The sequence below is a fragment of the Streptomyces spongiicola genome (genome assembly GCF_003122365.1).
In the GTDB taxonomy this organism is placed as follows: Bacteria; Actinomycetota; Actinomycetes; order Streptomycetales; family Streptomycetaceae; genus Streptomyces; species Streptomyces spongiicola.
This window is the reverse complement of record NZ_CP029254.1, coordinates 139,393-152,032: the sequence shown is the minus strand read 5'-3', so window position 1 is coordinate 152,032 and position 12,640 is coordinate 139,393. Positions and strand designations below refer to the sequence as shown.

Below are 12,640 nucleotides of genomic sequence, written 5' to 3'. Positions count from 1 at the left end.
CGTGCCGCGTCCATGTCCCGCGCCCCGCCCCCGGTGGCGCGGTGCCCGCCCATGCCCGCCCCCGGTGGCGCGGTGCCCGCCCATGCCCGCCCCCGGTGGCGCGGTGCCCGCCCATGCCCGCCCCCGGTGGCGCGGTGCCCGCTCAGTCGACGGGCCAGGTGTGCGCGGGCGCGTTGAGGTGCATGTAGTCGATGTACTGCCGGGTCATCCGCCGCAGTGCCTCGTGGCGGGTCACGCGGGCGGTGGCGTCGATGCGGTGGAACATCTCCGACTGCCACACCGCCCCGTTGCGGCCCGTGACACAGCGCTGCTCGATGATCCCCAGCAGCGGCTCCCGCCACCGCGCGTCCATGCCCGACCGCTCCAGCCCCCGATGGGCGAGCGGCAGCAGCCGCCGCAGCACCAGCTCGGCGGCCGGCACCTCGCCCATCCCGGGCCAGTACAGCAGGGCGTCGATGCCGTACCGGGCGGCGGTGTGCAGATTGTCCTCGGCGGCCGAGAAGGACATGCGCGACCACACCGGGCGCTCCTCCTCGACCAGCGCGCGGGTGAGCCCGTAGTAGAACGCGCCGTTGGCCAGCACGTCCGCGACCGTCGGCCCGGCCGGCAGCACCCGGTTCTCGACCCGCAGATGGGGCCGGCCGCGGGCCACCGCGTACACCGGGCGGTTCCAGCGGTAGATCGTCCCGTTGTGCAGGGTGAGTTCGGCGAGTTCCGGGATGCCGCCGCCCTCCAGGGTCTCCCCGGGGTCCTGCTCGTCGCAGAGCGGCAGCAGGGCGGGGAAGTAGCGCAGGTTCTCCTCGAAGAGGTCGAAGACGCTGTTGATCCAGCGTTCGCCGAACCACACGCGGGGCCGTACTCCCTGCACCCTGATCTCCTCGGGACGGGTGTCGGTCGCCTGCTCGAAGAGCGGGATGCGGGTCTCGCGCCACAGTTCCCTGCCGAACAGGAAGGGCGAGTTCGCGGCCAGCGCGATCTGCACCCCCGCGACGGCCTGTGCCGCGTTCCAGTACCCCGCGAACTCCTCGGGGGAGACCTGAAGATGGAACTGGGTGCTGGTGCAGGCGGCCTCCGGGGTGATCGTGTCCGCGTAGGTCCGCAGCCGGTCCACGCCGTCCACGGCGATCCTCAGGTCCTCGCCCCGGGCGGCGAACACCTGCTCGTTCAGCAGCCGGTAGCGCGGGTTCTCCGACAGGGCCGCCTCGCCCACGTCCTTCTGCCGCAGCGTCGGCAGGATGCCCACCATCGCGAGATGCGCGCCCACCTGCGCGGCCCGCTCCTCGGCGTGGTTGAGCGCGTCCCTGATCTCCTGCTCCCAGGCGTCCGGCCCCCCGGCCGTGAGCTGACGGGGCGGGATGTCGATCTCCAGGTTGAACCGGCCCAGCTCGCTGGACCAGGCCGGATCGGCGATCGCCTCGAGCACGTCGGTGCTGCGCATCGCCGGTTCGGCGGCGCCGTCGACGAGGTTCAGCTCGATCTCCATTCCGACCTGGGGCCTCTCCGACTCGAAACGCGACGCGCGCAGCATCAGCGCGAAGGCGTCGAGGCAGTCCTGCATCTTGTCGCGGTACCGACGGCGGTCGTCACGGGTGAACACCAGCGCCGGGACGTCTCGTCCCATCGGGCCTCCCGTATCTCCTCGGGCCTCCCGGGTTTCCTGGGTCTCCTCGGCCCTCCCGTGGCTCCCGGGGTGCCTCGGGTCTCCCGGGTTTCCCGTGCCTCCTCCGGATCTCCGTGGGCCCGGCCCCCTCACAAGCGTGCCACCGCCCGCCCTGCCCGACCAGCGAGCCGGACCGCCGCAGCCGGAATCCGCAGGGTGCCGCCCGGTCCCGCAGTGGCCCGGTCCCGCTGCGATCCCGCGCCTCGGACGGTGCCGCTGCGATCCCGCGCCTCGGACGGTGCCGTCGTGTCACCCGGCGGCACCGGCACCGGCACCGTCTCGCCGCTGCCGGCGACTGCCGGCGACTGCCGGCGACCGCGGGTGAACACCGGCGGACGGGGGTGAGTACCGGTGAGCACCGGCAGGGAGCGGCGGACGCGGTGGCGGCGGGGCGCGGCGGGCGGCCCGGGGCGCGGCTATCTCCCCCGCCCCTCGGCGGGTTTTCCGCCCCCTGCCGTGACTCCCTCCTCGGCTCCTCCCGCCCCGTCCGCCGTTCCCCCACCGCCGGTGCGGACGCCGCCCCGGGGCCGTGACTCGCTGAACGGACGCACGTCCTGGCGGCAGACGGTTCCCTCCGGCGGGAGGACGCCGTCGACGAGGTAGCGGCGTTCGTAGTCGTCCACGCAGAGACTCGGGTTGACGATGGACGAGTGCCCGTACCCCTCGACGGTCAGCAGCCGGGCGCGGGCGAGCTGCCGGGTCATCGCTACCGCGCCCTGGTACGGGGTCGCCGGGTCGTACCGGGTGTTCACCACGAGCACGGGGTTCGCCGTGGGGCGGTTCCAGGGACCCGGGTAGGCGGAGGCGGCCGTCGCCGGCCAGGTGGCACACGGCTCGCTCGCCCAGGCGACGGCCCGCCCGAGGTCACCGGCCCGGCCGAAGCCGAACTCCGCCAGTTCGGCGAACCGCCGCGGATCGCGCGGGTTGGGGCTCTCCGAGCAGCGGATCGCGTCGATCTGCTCGAACGCCGGGTAGGGCAGCGGGCCTTCCGGCGCGGCGGGCTCCTGCGGGGGCCGCCGGTCCCACAGGTCCTCCAGCGCCCAGGCCAGGGCGTACCAGCCGGGATCGACCGAGTACAGGCCGCTGAGCACCGTGGTGACGGTCCTGGCGTACGTCCACGACCCCTGGGCGCGTTCCTGCAGGCGCAGCATGAGTCCGTCGAACTTCGCGCGGGTCGCCTCGGGGCTTCCCGCGGAGAACGCGCAGCGGTCGGCGGCCGCGCGCCCGCAGTGGTCGAGGAACTGGCGCAGGGTCGCCGCCGATCCCAGGTCGACGCCCTCCCGCAGAAACGTCGACAGCCGCGGCTGCGCATCGGGGCCCCCGTCCACCCAGGCCTTCGGGTCGATGTTGCCGTCCAGCACCATCGCCCGGACCCTCTCGGGGAAGAGATTGGCGTACGTGGCGCCCAGGAACGATCCGTACGACACCCCGAGGAAGCTGAGCCGCTCGTCGCCCACGGCCTGCCGGAGCAGGTCCAGGTCGCGCGCCGTGTCGGCGGTGGAGACGTGCCGCAGCAACCGAGGGTCGCGCTGCTCGCAGAGCCGGCCGAGGTCGGCGTAGGCGTCGACCCAGGCCTTGGTCTCGCTCTCGCCGACGGGGAAGCCGAAGGGTATTCGCTCCAGCCACCCGTACGCCGCTTCGGTGGTGGCGAAGCAGCGGACCGAGGTGCTCTCGCCGGCCCCCCGCGGGTCCCAGCTGGCGATGTCGAAACGCTGCCGGAGTTCCTCGGGGAAGAGTTCGTACCACTGCGGCAGTGCCTCGGTTCCCGGTCCTCCGGGGCCTCCGGGGTTGAAGAACAGGGTGCCGAGCCTCGGCCCCGGACCCGTCGCGGGGCGCCTGATGACCGCGAGGTCCACCGTGGGCCCGGTGGGTCGGCGGTGGTCCAGCGGTGCGCTCGCGGTCGCGCAGTCGAAGCCGGGGGCCGCCTTGCAGGGGCTCCAGTCGAGGGCAGGAGCGGCGTCCGGCGGAGCCGGTCCGTCGGCCGGTCCGGCGGCGGGGGTACGGGCGGGGGCCGGGGCGCGGACCGGCGCGGGGGCGGGGCCGCCGATCACGCAGACGCAGATCACGGTGGCGACGGCGGCCGCGGCGAGGCGCCCGCGGCCGGCGGGGGATCGGGGTATGTGCATGCTCGTCCTTTGCCGCCGGGACACCGGGCGTGGTCTGCCGTCATGAGCCTTCGCACCGATACCACTTCGGCCCCGGCCGGGCCGCAACCCGCCTGCGGCCGAACGGCCGTCACCCGTCGGGCGGAGCGGGCGCCGCCCGGCCGGTGGGGCCGCCCCCGCACGCGCGGCTGCCGCTGCCGCATGCCGGCGCCCTCGGTTGGTCGGCGGAGGGACCCCGCGCGGTCGCTCCACGCCCCCACGCGACCGGGGCGGGGCGGACCCGCCGTGGCGCGGACCGACCGCCGTGCCGTGTACCGACCGGCGGGGCGCGGCGCGGCGGGAAGCGGCGCGGCGGGAAGCGGCGCGGCACCGCGGGATGCGGCGGGGTCAGGTGCCGCGGGGTGCGGCCGCACGGTCGGCGGCGGAGCGTGGGTGGCGCGCGGCAGGGCCGGTGCGGCGGGCGGCCGGGCGGTGGAGTTCCCGCGCGGTGTGTGTCCCCGGGACCGGCCGGCGGGATCCGCGGCCGCCATCGGCCGTGCGTGTACCGGCCCGTGCCGTGTACGGGCTCGTGCGTGTACCGGCCCGTGCCGCGTACGGGCCCGTGCGGGTACCGACCCGTGCGCGTACCGCCCCGCGCCGTGCAGGGGCCCGCGCTGCGCCACCGATCGTGCGGCCGCACCCTGGAGCGAGGACCGCGCAGCCCGGAGCAGGGAGACCCACGGTGGACGACGACGCGATGCCGAGGGGGCCGGTGCTGGCCGGCGTCGACCGCGGCGGTCAGGAGTACGTGGTGCGCTGCGCCGCCGGGCAGGCCGCTCTGCACCGGGTGCCGCTGCACCTCCTGCATGTCGTCGGACACGACGGGACCCCGGTTGCCGGGGACGGGCCGGTGGCACCGCTCGAGCGGCTGGTGCGCGCCGAGTTCCCCGGCGTGGCCGTGACGGCGGAGACGGTCGCAGGCCGGGCCCCCGCCGTGCTGGTGGAGCGGTCCGGGCAGGCGTCCTGGACCGTCGTCGGCCACCGGGGCAGCGGGGGCTTCTCCCGCCTTCCGCTGGGCTCGGTGAGCTGGCAGGTGGCGGCCCACGCCGCGAACCCCGTCATCGTGGTCCGGCCCGGCGACACTCCTGCGGACCCGGAGCAGCGCGTCGTGGCAGGCGTCGACGTCGCCGACACCTCTCCCATCTCGTCGCACGCCCTCGACACGGCCTTCGCGGAGGCCGCGCTTCGCGGAGCGAGCCTCGAACTCGTCCACGGGAGCTTCCATCTCGGTGAGACGCCGACCGGTCCGGGGATGGCCGCACCGGACTTCGACGTCCTCGACGAGGCGGTCCGGTCGGCGCTCCGGGAGGAGGCGGACAAGCGCCGTGACCGCCATCCCGGCGTGCCCGTGAGGCTGCACGCGGAACGGCTCCGCGCGGCGACCCTCCTGGCGGAGTCCTCACGGGGGGCGGCTCTGCTGGTCGTCGGCTCCCGCGGCCGCTCCGGGCTGCGCAGACTGCTGCTGGGCTCGGTGAGTTCCGAAGTCCTGCACACCGCGGCCTGCCCGGTGGCCATCGTCCACATCGCGCGCCCGCACTGAACCAGACGGGGGAGCCGGGGGACCCGGAGGAGGCGGGGAGCCGGGGGAGACGGAGGCGACGGCGAGCCGGGGGGAGTGGGAGGGCAAACCCGGTCGCCGTCTGCGTTGTCCTGTCCGTTGCGAGGGACGCGTGGTTCGCGGTCCATGACGTCGCCCCGGGCTTCCGGTGCGGAGCGCCGTGGACGGGCGCGGCGAGGTCCGTCTGCGCGCACCACCTCCTTGAGTCCTCGACGGGATGAGATCCGGCCATACGAGGGCGTCCGCCGAAAGGGGCCGAGACGCACATAAGGGGGCGGGGCTCATGAACGGGCCGCCCCGTCGCGGCCCCATCCCGTGTGGCATGCATTCGGCCATGATCCGCTCGCGGCCGGTCGGCGCCCCCGCCGGGGCCGGTGCCCGGAGTTGCGGAAGTCATGGCGGCCGCCCGCCCTTGGCGGAGCGGCCGGGTGCGGCCTTCGCCAGCCCGCCCGCGGGGGCCGGTTCCCTCCGGAACCGGCACGGTTGAACTCTGAACTGCCTCTATGGCGGTCCGGCCGGAGCCGCTCCCCGGGGCCGGGGCGGAGGCGGGCCGGTGCGGACACCGGCGCTGCGGGGAGCCCCGTTCCCGGCTCTTCCCGGCGAGCAAATGAAGCGGTGGTTCCGCTCGGTTCGGTGTGGCGCGCGGAAACCGGCCGTTTCCGCGAGCGGAACCCCAGCGAGGTCAAGTCCGGCAAACGGTCTGCTCTTCGCCCGGCCCGTTGGACGCGCGTAGAGCGACCGAAAGGCGATCTTGTCCAGGGTGCAAACGGAAGCCAGGATCCGTAGCCGACGGCATTGACAGGGGCATGGCGGAGATCCCGTTCCGTCCCACCTGCTCGGTGCCGGGGCCCGTCCACCCAACGGGTCCTCGGCAACCCCCACTGGAGGATGCAGTGAACATCAGGCGCTTCACCCCCCACGGCCGCTTCGCGAGAGGCGCGCGGCTGACCGCCGTCGCCTCCGCCCTGCTGGCGGCAGTCGCGCTTGCGGCTCCCAGCGCGGCAGCCGACACCGCCCCCGCGCCGCGGGCGACCGCCGCCACCCTCGCCCAGGTCAGCGACGCCGTACTGAAGTCCGACATCCCGGGTACGGCCTGGTACACCGACGCCAGGTCCGGAAAGCTCGTCCTGACCGCGGACTCCACAGTCTCCGCCGCCGAACTGGCGGAGATCAGGGAGGCCGCCGGCAGCCGTGCCTCGGCCCTCGAGATCCAGCGGACCCCGGGCACCTTCAGCAAGCTCATCGCGGGCGGGCAGGCCATCTACGCCGGCGGCGGCGGCCGCTGCTCGCTCGGCTTCAACGTCCGCAGCGGCAGCACCTACTCCGCCCTGACGGCCGGACACTGCACCGACATCGCCGGCACCTGGTACACCAACTCCTCCCAGACCACCCTGCTCGGCACCCGCACCGGATCGAGCTTCCCGGTCAACGACTACGGCATCATCCGCCACTCCAACCCCTCGGCCGCGGACGGCCGTGTGTACCTGTACAACGGCTCCTACCGCGACATCACATCCGCCGGAAACGCGTACGTCGGCCAGTCCGTCCAGCGCAGCGGCAGCACCACCGGCCTGCGCGGCGGCACGGTCACCGGACTCAACGCCACCGTCAACTACGGTGGCGGCGACGTCGTCTACGGCATGATCCAGACCAACGTCTGCGCCGAGCCCGGCGACAGCGGCGGCCCCCTGTTCGCGGGCTCGACGGCCCTCGGCCTGACGTCGGGCGGCAGCGGCAACTGCTCGTCCGGCGGCACCACGTTCTTCCAGCCGGTCACCGAGGCGCTGAGCGCCTACGGCGTGAGCGTCTTCTGACCTCCTCGCCACCCCGGGCACAACGGCCGGCGGTCCGCCTCGAGCGGGCCGCCGGCCTCCTCGTCCGGCCGTCCCGACGGCCCAGGCCCCTCCGTGCTCTGGCTGACCGACCGGGGACCCCGGACCGCCACCGGACCCGCCCGAGTGTGCCCCCGTACCCGCCCCGTATCCGCCGGAGTGTGCCCGCCCCGTACCCGCCCCGTCGTCCGGCTGCTCGGCGACCGCGCCTCCCGCATCACCGGAGTCGTCCTCTCCCGCGACGGTGGCATCCAGGTGTCCTGAGTACCGTCGTACGCAGGACGTCACACGACCGTGCGGGCCCGTCAGGGGCCGAGAGGGCGGATGCGGGCGATCTGGTGTCGCGAGTTCTTGAGCAGGTCCTCGGAGAAGTACGGATCCTTGGAGTACTTGGCGCGGAACGCCTCGTCGGCCCGGTCCTTCGCCGCCTCGTCGTCGACCCGGGAGAACTCCACCCGCGGTTCCCCGTCCGCGACGGCGACCGCACCGCGCCCATATGTCACGGCGGAGTGGAACCACCGCGAGTTCCGCGTCGCCGACTTGGTGTAGACGTCGCCGCCGAGGGCCACCGCCCACACCCAGACGAATCGGCCGGGCGTCCGGTCGGCGTCCCGATCCGGCGCGATGTGGGAGTCGTCGCCCTGCTGGACGCGGCGCAGCTGTGCGTCCGTCCATCGGGGAACGTCCTTCCGCTTCTCGTGCACCGTTGCGGAGGCGGCGTGTTCGCGGGCCAGCCGTGCCGTCGCCACGCTCCACGCCCGGTCGTCGACGCCCAGTCGGGTGCGCAGGAACGCCGCGGTGGTCTCCAGGACCAGGAGTGCGCGGGTGAGGCTCCCGTCCGTCGTCTCCGCGGAGTCGTAGCCGGATATTCCTCCGAGGCTGTGCTCACCGCCGTGGACGTCGAGAAGGAACTTGGGCCCGGGCGACAGGTGAAAGGCGTCGGTCTGCCACGCGGCCCCGACGACGTTCAGGTGGTGGGCGTGGTCCTGGTCCCTCGCTACGACCAGGGTCGGGGGTGCCATGGTGGTGAAGTCGGTGTCGTTGAGGACGGGGTGGTGACGGGCGGCACGGGGATTGAGGGCATCACCTCCGCGTCCCGGCGCGGCCATCACCACTCCGGCGCCCACTCGCCCGTCCCTCGCGTTCACCCTGTGCCCCGTGGCGGGGTCGCGCGGCAGGGCGCCCAGTACCATGCTCGCCGTGTGGCCGCCCATCGAATGGCCGACGACGGCGATCCTGCCGGTGTCCATGCGGGCCGCTACGTCCGGGACGACCTCTTGGAGAACACCCAGGTGGTCCAGCACCGACGACACGTCGCCTGCGCGGGAGCGCCGGTACAAGGGGGCTTCGGGGCTGTCGGCGTGCCGCAGGCCGAGGGTGGCCGAGTCCAGGTGGGTCGGCTGGAGGACCGCGAACCCGCTGGCCGCGAGATGGTTGGCGAGCGGGGCGTAGCCGTAGAGCGACGAGACGTACTGGGACGGACCGTGCCCGTGCGACAGGACGACGATGGGCGGCGCCCGGTCCGTCATCGGCGCGGTCAGTCGTACCTGCAGTTCCGCCGGGCGGTCGCGGGAGGGGAAGGCGACCGGAGCGACCGAAACCAGCGGTCCGGACAGGTCGTCGCCCGCGCGGGCGGGGATGGCGATGTGGTCGGTCATGGAATCTCCAGGGGCTGCGAAACCTGAGGGGCGATGCTCCGGAGCACGGGACCAGCGGCTGATCAGGGTTTGGCTCGTCGCGGACTTCTGGCTCTGGCCAGGCTTTGGCCGCCGGGCTTCGGTGCGTCACCGGCGCGGTGGGTGCGAGAGGCCTCCCGGCCCGCCGCTGCCGTGCGGCGCGCGACGGGCCGGGAGGGGGCGGGAGGGGCGGTACCGGGCCGTCAAGGGGCGGTACCGGGCCGGGTCAGTCCTTGTGCTGGAAGGACGCCTTCTCGACGGCTTCGGTGTCGGCGCGGAAGCGGGACCACGCATCGGGGTCGCGGTCGAGGGCGTCGAGGAGATACGCGGTGACGGCGTCGGCGACGAGGGCGACCCGGTCGGCGTCCGTGTCGGTGGTCTCGCTCACGGCCTCACCGGCGATGCCGCCCAGGGTGTGCTCTCCGCCGGGGACGACGAGGAGGTGCTTGGGGGCGGGGCTGAGTTCGAAGGCGTCGAGGAACCAGTCCGGTCCCCGCGTGGACATCTTCGATTGGTCCTTGTCGCCCGCGATGACGAGCGCCGGCGTGGTCATGGTGGAGTAGTCCGGCCTCATGAAGGGCAGGTGCTCGACGGCGAACGGCGTGAGCGAGTCGCCCGAGCCGGTCGCCGCGATGAGCACGCCCGCCTTCGCTCCGCCGTGGGAGAAGTCCTCGCCCGCGGTGCCCTGGGCGTCGAACACGCGGGCGCCCAGCAGGGTGCCGACGGTCTGGGCTCCCCAGGAGTGTCCGACGACGGCGACGCTCGTCCGGTCGGCGCGGTCGATCAGGTCGCCTGCCTCGGCCAGGATGGCGTCGAGGTGGTCCAGCACCGCGCGGAGGTCATCGATGCGCACGCGCCAGATGGTGCCGAAGCGCGGATCGTCGAACCCTATGGCGTTGCGGCGCGAGTCCAGGTGGGTCGGCTGCACGACGACGAAGCCGGCGGCGGCCCAACGGTCGACCAGCGGCCCGTAGCCGTCCATCGACCACGCGTTGCCATGGGAGAACACGATGACCGGAAGGCCGCGGCCCTCGGCCGGTGCGGTCACCTTGACCTGCGGGGGCACCGCCCGGTCACCGGTGGGAACGGTGATGGGCTTGATCGCGACGGTCTTCGTCCGGGATTGCGCAGGAGTGAACATGTGCGGACTTCCTGTGAGAAAGGCGCGTGCCGCATACTTGGCGGAACGACGTTCCGCCCACAGCAGCGGAACAATGTTCCGCGAACCAGAGGTGAGATCTTGTCCCGATCAGCCGGCTCCAGAGCAGCGGGCGCCGAGCGCACTCGCCAGTCCCTGCTCGCGGCCGCGGCGCAGGTGTTCGTCGAGCAGGGGGTCCAGGCGCCCATCCGCGACATCGCCGGCCGGGCCGGCGTGGGCCTGGGCACCGTGTACCGCCACTTCCCCACCCGGGCGGAGCTGGTCGTAGCCGTCTACCGGCACCAGGTGGACGAGTGCGCGCGACTCGCCGCCGATCTCGCCGGGTCGCCGAGGCCGGGCGAGGCCCTGTCGCGATGGATGGACGCGTTCGTGGAGTTCCTCGTCACGAAGCACGGACTGGGGGCGGCACTCCAGTCCGAGGACCCCGGCCTGCAGAGTCTGCACTCCTTGATGCTCGACACACTGGTCCCGGCCTGCGCCTCGCTCCTCGACGCCGGGACGGCCCGGGGCGAGTTCGACCCGGACGTCACCGCGTACACACTGATGCGAGCGGTCGGCAACCTGTGCATCCTGGGCCCGGGATACGACCGTGAGCACGCGCGGGCCATGGTCGCCCGGCTCCTTGCCGGCTGCCGGACGACCATGCCCCCGGACGGTCCCGTGGCGGCCTGACGACGAAGACCCGCCTCGCCCCCACGCTCCCGGGCGAACAGGTCGACAGCGGCCGAGTTCGCCGGAACCACGTCCCGCCTGCGGGTTTCCCGTCCGATCGGCCGTCGGCCGACAAACGGCGAAACACCTCCGCAGCCCAGGCCGACCACCACGGCGTCGGTCGTGGCCGCTGGAGTGACGGCCGGCAGGCCTTCGGACTGAGTCGCGGAGATCGGTCACGGTAGACGTGCCGCCCGTGCCCGGCCGGAGGCCGCCCAGTCCGTTCATGCTGCGACTCATGGATCGTGCGCGATGTGACCTGCGAAGGCTGCGGTGCCCGGTGCGCAGTAAGGAGCCCGATCAGGAGTCACCGGCACTCCCATCGCCGAACAGGCCCGGAGGCGTCGCTGATCCCGGAGGCGGGGCTGATCCCGGAGGCGGGGCTGATCCCCGAGGCAGGGCTGATCCCGGACGGGGCCGATCTCGGAGGCGGGGCAAGCGGCGCCGGACGGCCATCCACACCGTCACGGAGGGGACTCGGCCCACGACTGCGGGCCGCCGCCCCGCCACTCGATCAGCGCCGGGTCGTCGACCGCGGTGTCGGTCTCCGGCAGATTCGCGCGGCGGAGGAACTCCAGCACGTCGAACAGGTCGTGCGCGGTGCCGACCGGCTCTCCTCGGATCGTCACCGGTCTGCCCCCGTTCGGCTCGATCGGATGAACGATCACAGGCGGATTCGTGCCCATGATCCCAGGGTCCGTCCGGACCGGTCGGAACGCATCCGGACACGCCCGGACGGGTATCGCCCCGGTGGCCGGGAGCAGCCGACGCCCTGGCACCGGGCACCCGCTGCCCCGACCACGGGGGAGGCGGTGCCGGTCACGGGCGGGCACGTCGAGGCCGACGGCGCGCGGCTCTGGGTGGAGCGGCTCATCGACGAGACCCTCGCCTGCCCGCATCGCACCGCACCGCATCGCACCGCCCCCGCAGTCCGCAGAGGCGTTCCCGCAGGGGTCCGCTGCCCACCGCACGGAGGGAAAGAAGGGCAGTAGGGCAGTAGGGCAGAAGGGGCGAGGGGGCGAAGGACCACGGGGTAGCGCCCGCCCCCGGCCGCCCCCTACGCCGTGTCCCGTGTCCCGTATGCAGTGCGCCGTACGCTCGAAGGTGTCCGGGTGAGGAGTGTGACGGCCCTCGCCCGGACCCGTGGGCGGGCGTCTGCCGGGTGCCGCGCACCGTGGACCGTGCGCCGGGGCCGGACCCCTGTCCGGCGTTCCGTTCCGGTCCCGTCCGGCCCGGCCCGTCCGGCCCGGCCCGCGCCGCAGCGCCGCCGCGTCAGCCGTCGGGCTGCACGACGTTCGGCACCTGGGTGCGCAGCAACTGCCCGTCCGCCCGGACGTTGCACTCGCTGACGGTGCGGGAGACCTCGCGTACGAAGCCGTTCCGGCTGTGCAGCCGCAGCGTCACCGTCACCTCGCCGAGCCCGCGGCGTGGCCCGTCCGCTTCGGCGAAGGACCGGTACAGGGTGTTGGGCCAGCGGTCGGAGTCGTCGTCCCGCCAGAGCCGCACGGCCGGATCGCTGAACCGGCAGGGCTGGCCGCCGTGCGGCTCCTGCAGCAGCGAGTGGCTCAGGGGCAGGGTGCCGAGCAGGGGGACGAGCCGGGAGCGCAGGTCGTGGTTCTCGACGAAGCGGTACTGCTGCCACTTCCTGCCACTGGGGACGGTCATGCGCAGCGTGACCAGCAGGAAGGGGTGCCCCTCGGAGGACAGCTCCGGTGAGTCCTGGCGCCATTGCGGCCAGGATGTCGACATGGCCACCGTGCCCTTCCCCGCCTTCTCGGGCTCAGTGCCGCCCGTCCTCGGTCTCCCCGGCCGAGTTTATGTCATCCCGTCATGTCCGCAGGCTGTACGCGGGGTTGACCGGTTTCCCCGTGCCGTATGCCGCTTCCGGGAGGGCGCCGGC

General features: G+C 73.8%; 9 protein-coding genes. 3 read left to right on the top strand and 6 right to left on the bottom strand.

The genetic code is table 11. From position 1 onward, the window contains the following. Window positions 1–142 precede the first annotated feature (142 nt). Both DDQ41_RS00575 and DDQ41_RS00570 read right to left on the bottom strand, forming a co-directional pair. On the bottom strand, window positions 143–1,621 hold the full coding sequence (locus DDQ41_RS00575) for a glutamate-cysteine ligase family protein (RefSeq protein ID WP_109292663.1): 1,479 nt from the start codon (window positions 1,619–1,621) through the stop codon (window positions 143–145). A gap of 455 nt (window positions 1,622–2,076) precedes the next feature. After that, entirely contained in the window at window positions 2,077–3,786 is a 1,710-nt protein-coding gene (locus DDQ41_RS00570; RefSeq protein WP_262508313.1) for an alpha/beta hydrolase, read from the bottom strand. Between the two features lie 700 nt (window positions 3,787–4,486). Here DDQ41_RS00570 and DDQ41_RS00565 point away from each other — a divergent pair. Beyond that, window positions 4,487–5,344, top strand: coding sequence for a universal stress protein (locus tag DDQ41_RS00565; protein ID WP_109292662.1), 858 nt, complete (start codon window positions 4,487–4,489; stop codon window positions 5,342–5,344). 911 nt (window positions 5,345–6,255) lie between these two features. Then, window positions 6,256–7,176, top strand: coding sequence for a S1 family peptidase (locus tag DDQ41_RS00560; RefSeq protein WP_109292661.1), 921 nt, complete (start codon window positions 6,256–6,258; stop codon window positions 7,174–7,176). Window positions 7,177–7,499: 323 nt separating this feature from the next. Here the strand turns inward: DDQ41_RS00560 and DDQ41_RS31150 are convergent, their stop codons facing one another. After that, the gene (locus DDQ41_RS31150) at window positions 7,500–8,852 is read right to left on the bottom strand and encodes a DUF2255 family protein (RefSeq protein ID WP_162602605.1); all 1,353 of its coding nucleotides are present in this window, start codon (window positions 8,850–8,852) and stop codon (window positions 7,500–7,502) included. A gap of 244 nt (window positions 8,853–9,096) precedes the next feature. Then, window positions 9,097–10,011: an alpha/beta hydrolase family protein gene (locus DDQ41_RS00550; protein ID WP_109292660.1), complete on the bottom strand. Its 915-nt coding sequence runs from the start codon at window positions 10,009–10,011 to the stop codon at window positions 9,097–9,099. Window positions 10,012–10,110: 99 nt separating this feature from the next. Between DDQ41_RS00550 and DDQ41_RS00545 the strand changes: the two genes are divergently transcribed. Then, window positions 10,111–10,701, top strand: a complete 591-nt coding sequence (locus tag DDQ41_RS00545; RefSeq protein ID WP_109292659.1) for a TetR/AcrR family transcriptional regulator — start codon at window positions 10,111–10,113, stop codon at window positions 10,699–10,701. A gap of 503 nt (window positions 10,702–11,204) precedes the next feature. Here DDQ41_RS00545 and DDQ41_RS00540 read toward each other — a convergent pair. Together DDQ41_RS00540 and DDQ41_RS00535 are read right to left on the bottom strand one after the other, a co-directional pair. Then, window positions 11,205–11,426 carry a hypothetical protein gene (locus tag DDQ41_RS00540; protein WP_109292658.1) on the bottom strand — a complete coding sequence of 74 codons (222 nt, stop codon included), beginning with the start codon at window positions 11,424–11,426 and terminating at the stop codon, window positions 11,205–11,207. 586 nt (window positions 11,427–12,012) lie between these two features. After that, a complete protein-coding gene (locus tag DDQ41_RS00535) occupies window positions 12,013–12,489 on the bottom strand; it encodes a hypothetical protein (RefSeq protein WP_262508312.1) in 477 nt (158 codons plus the stop codon). Between the last annotated feature and the right edge of the window lie 151 nt (window positions 12,490–12,640).

Bases quoted from the DNA above. Each gene is read 5' to 3' on its own strand.
- DDQ41_RS00535 (WP_262508312.1), bottom strand. From the start codon at position 12,489: ATGTCGACATCCTGGCCGCAATGGCGCCAGGACTCACCGGAGCTGTCC.
- DDQ41_RS00570 (WP_262508313.1), bottom strand. From the start codon at position 3,786: ATGCACATACCCCGATCCCCCGCCGGCCGCGGGCGCCTCGCCGCGGCC.
- DDQ41_RS31150 (WP_162602605.1), bottom strand. From the start codon at position 8,852: ATGACCGACCACATCGCCATCCCCGCCCGCGCGGGCGACGACCTGTCC.
- DDQ41_RS00540 (WP_109292658.1), bottom strand. From the start codon at position 11,426: ATGGGCACGAATCCGCCTGTGATCGTTCATCCGATCGAGCCGAACGGG.
- DDQ41_RS00575 (WP_109292663.1), bottom strand. From the start codon at position 1,621: ATGGGACGAGACGTCCCGGCGCTGGTGTTCACCCGTGACGACCGCCGT.
- DDQ41_RS00550 (WP_109292660.1), bottom strand. From the start codon at position 10,011: ATGTTCACTCCTGCGCAATCCCGGACGAAGACCGTCGCGATCAAGCCC.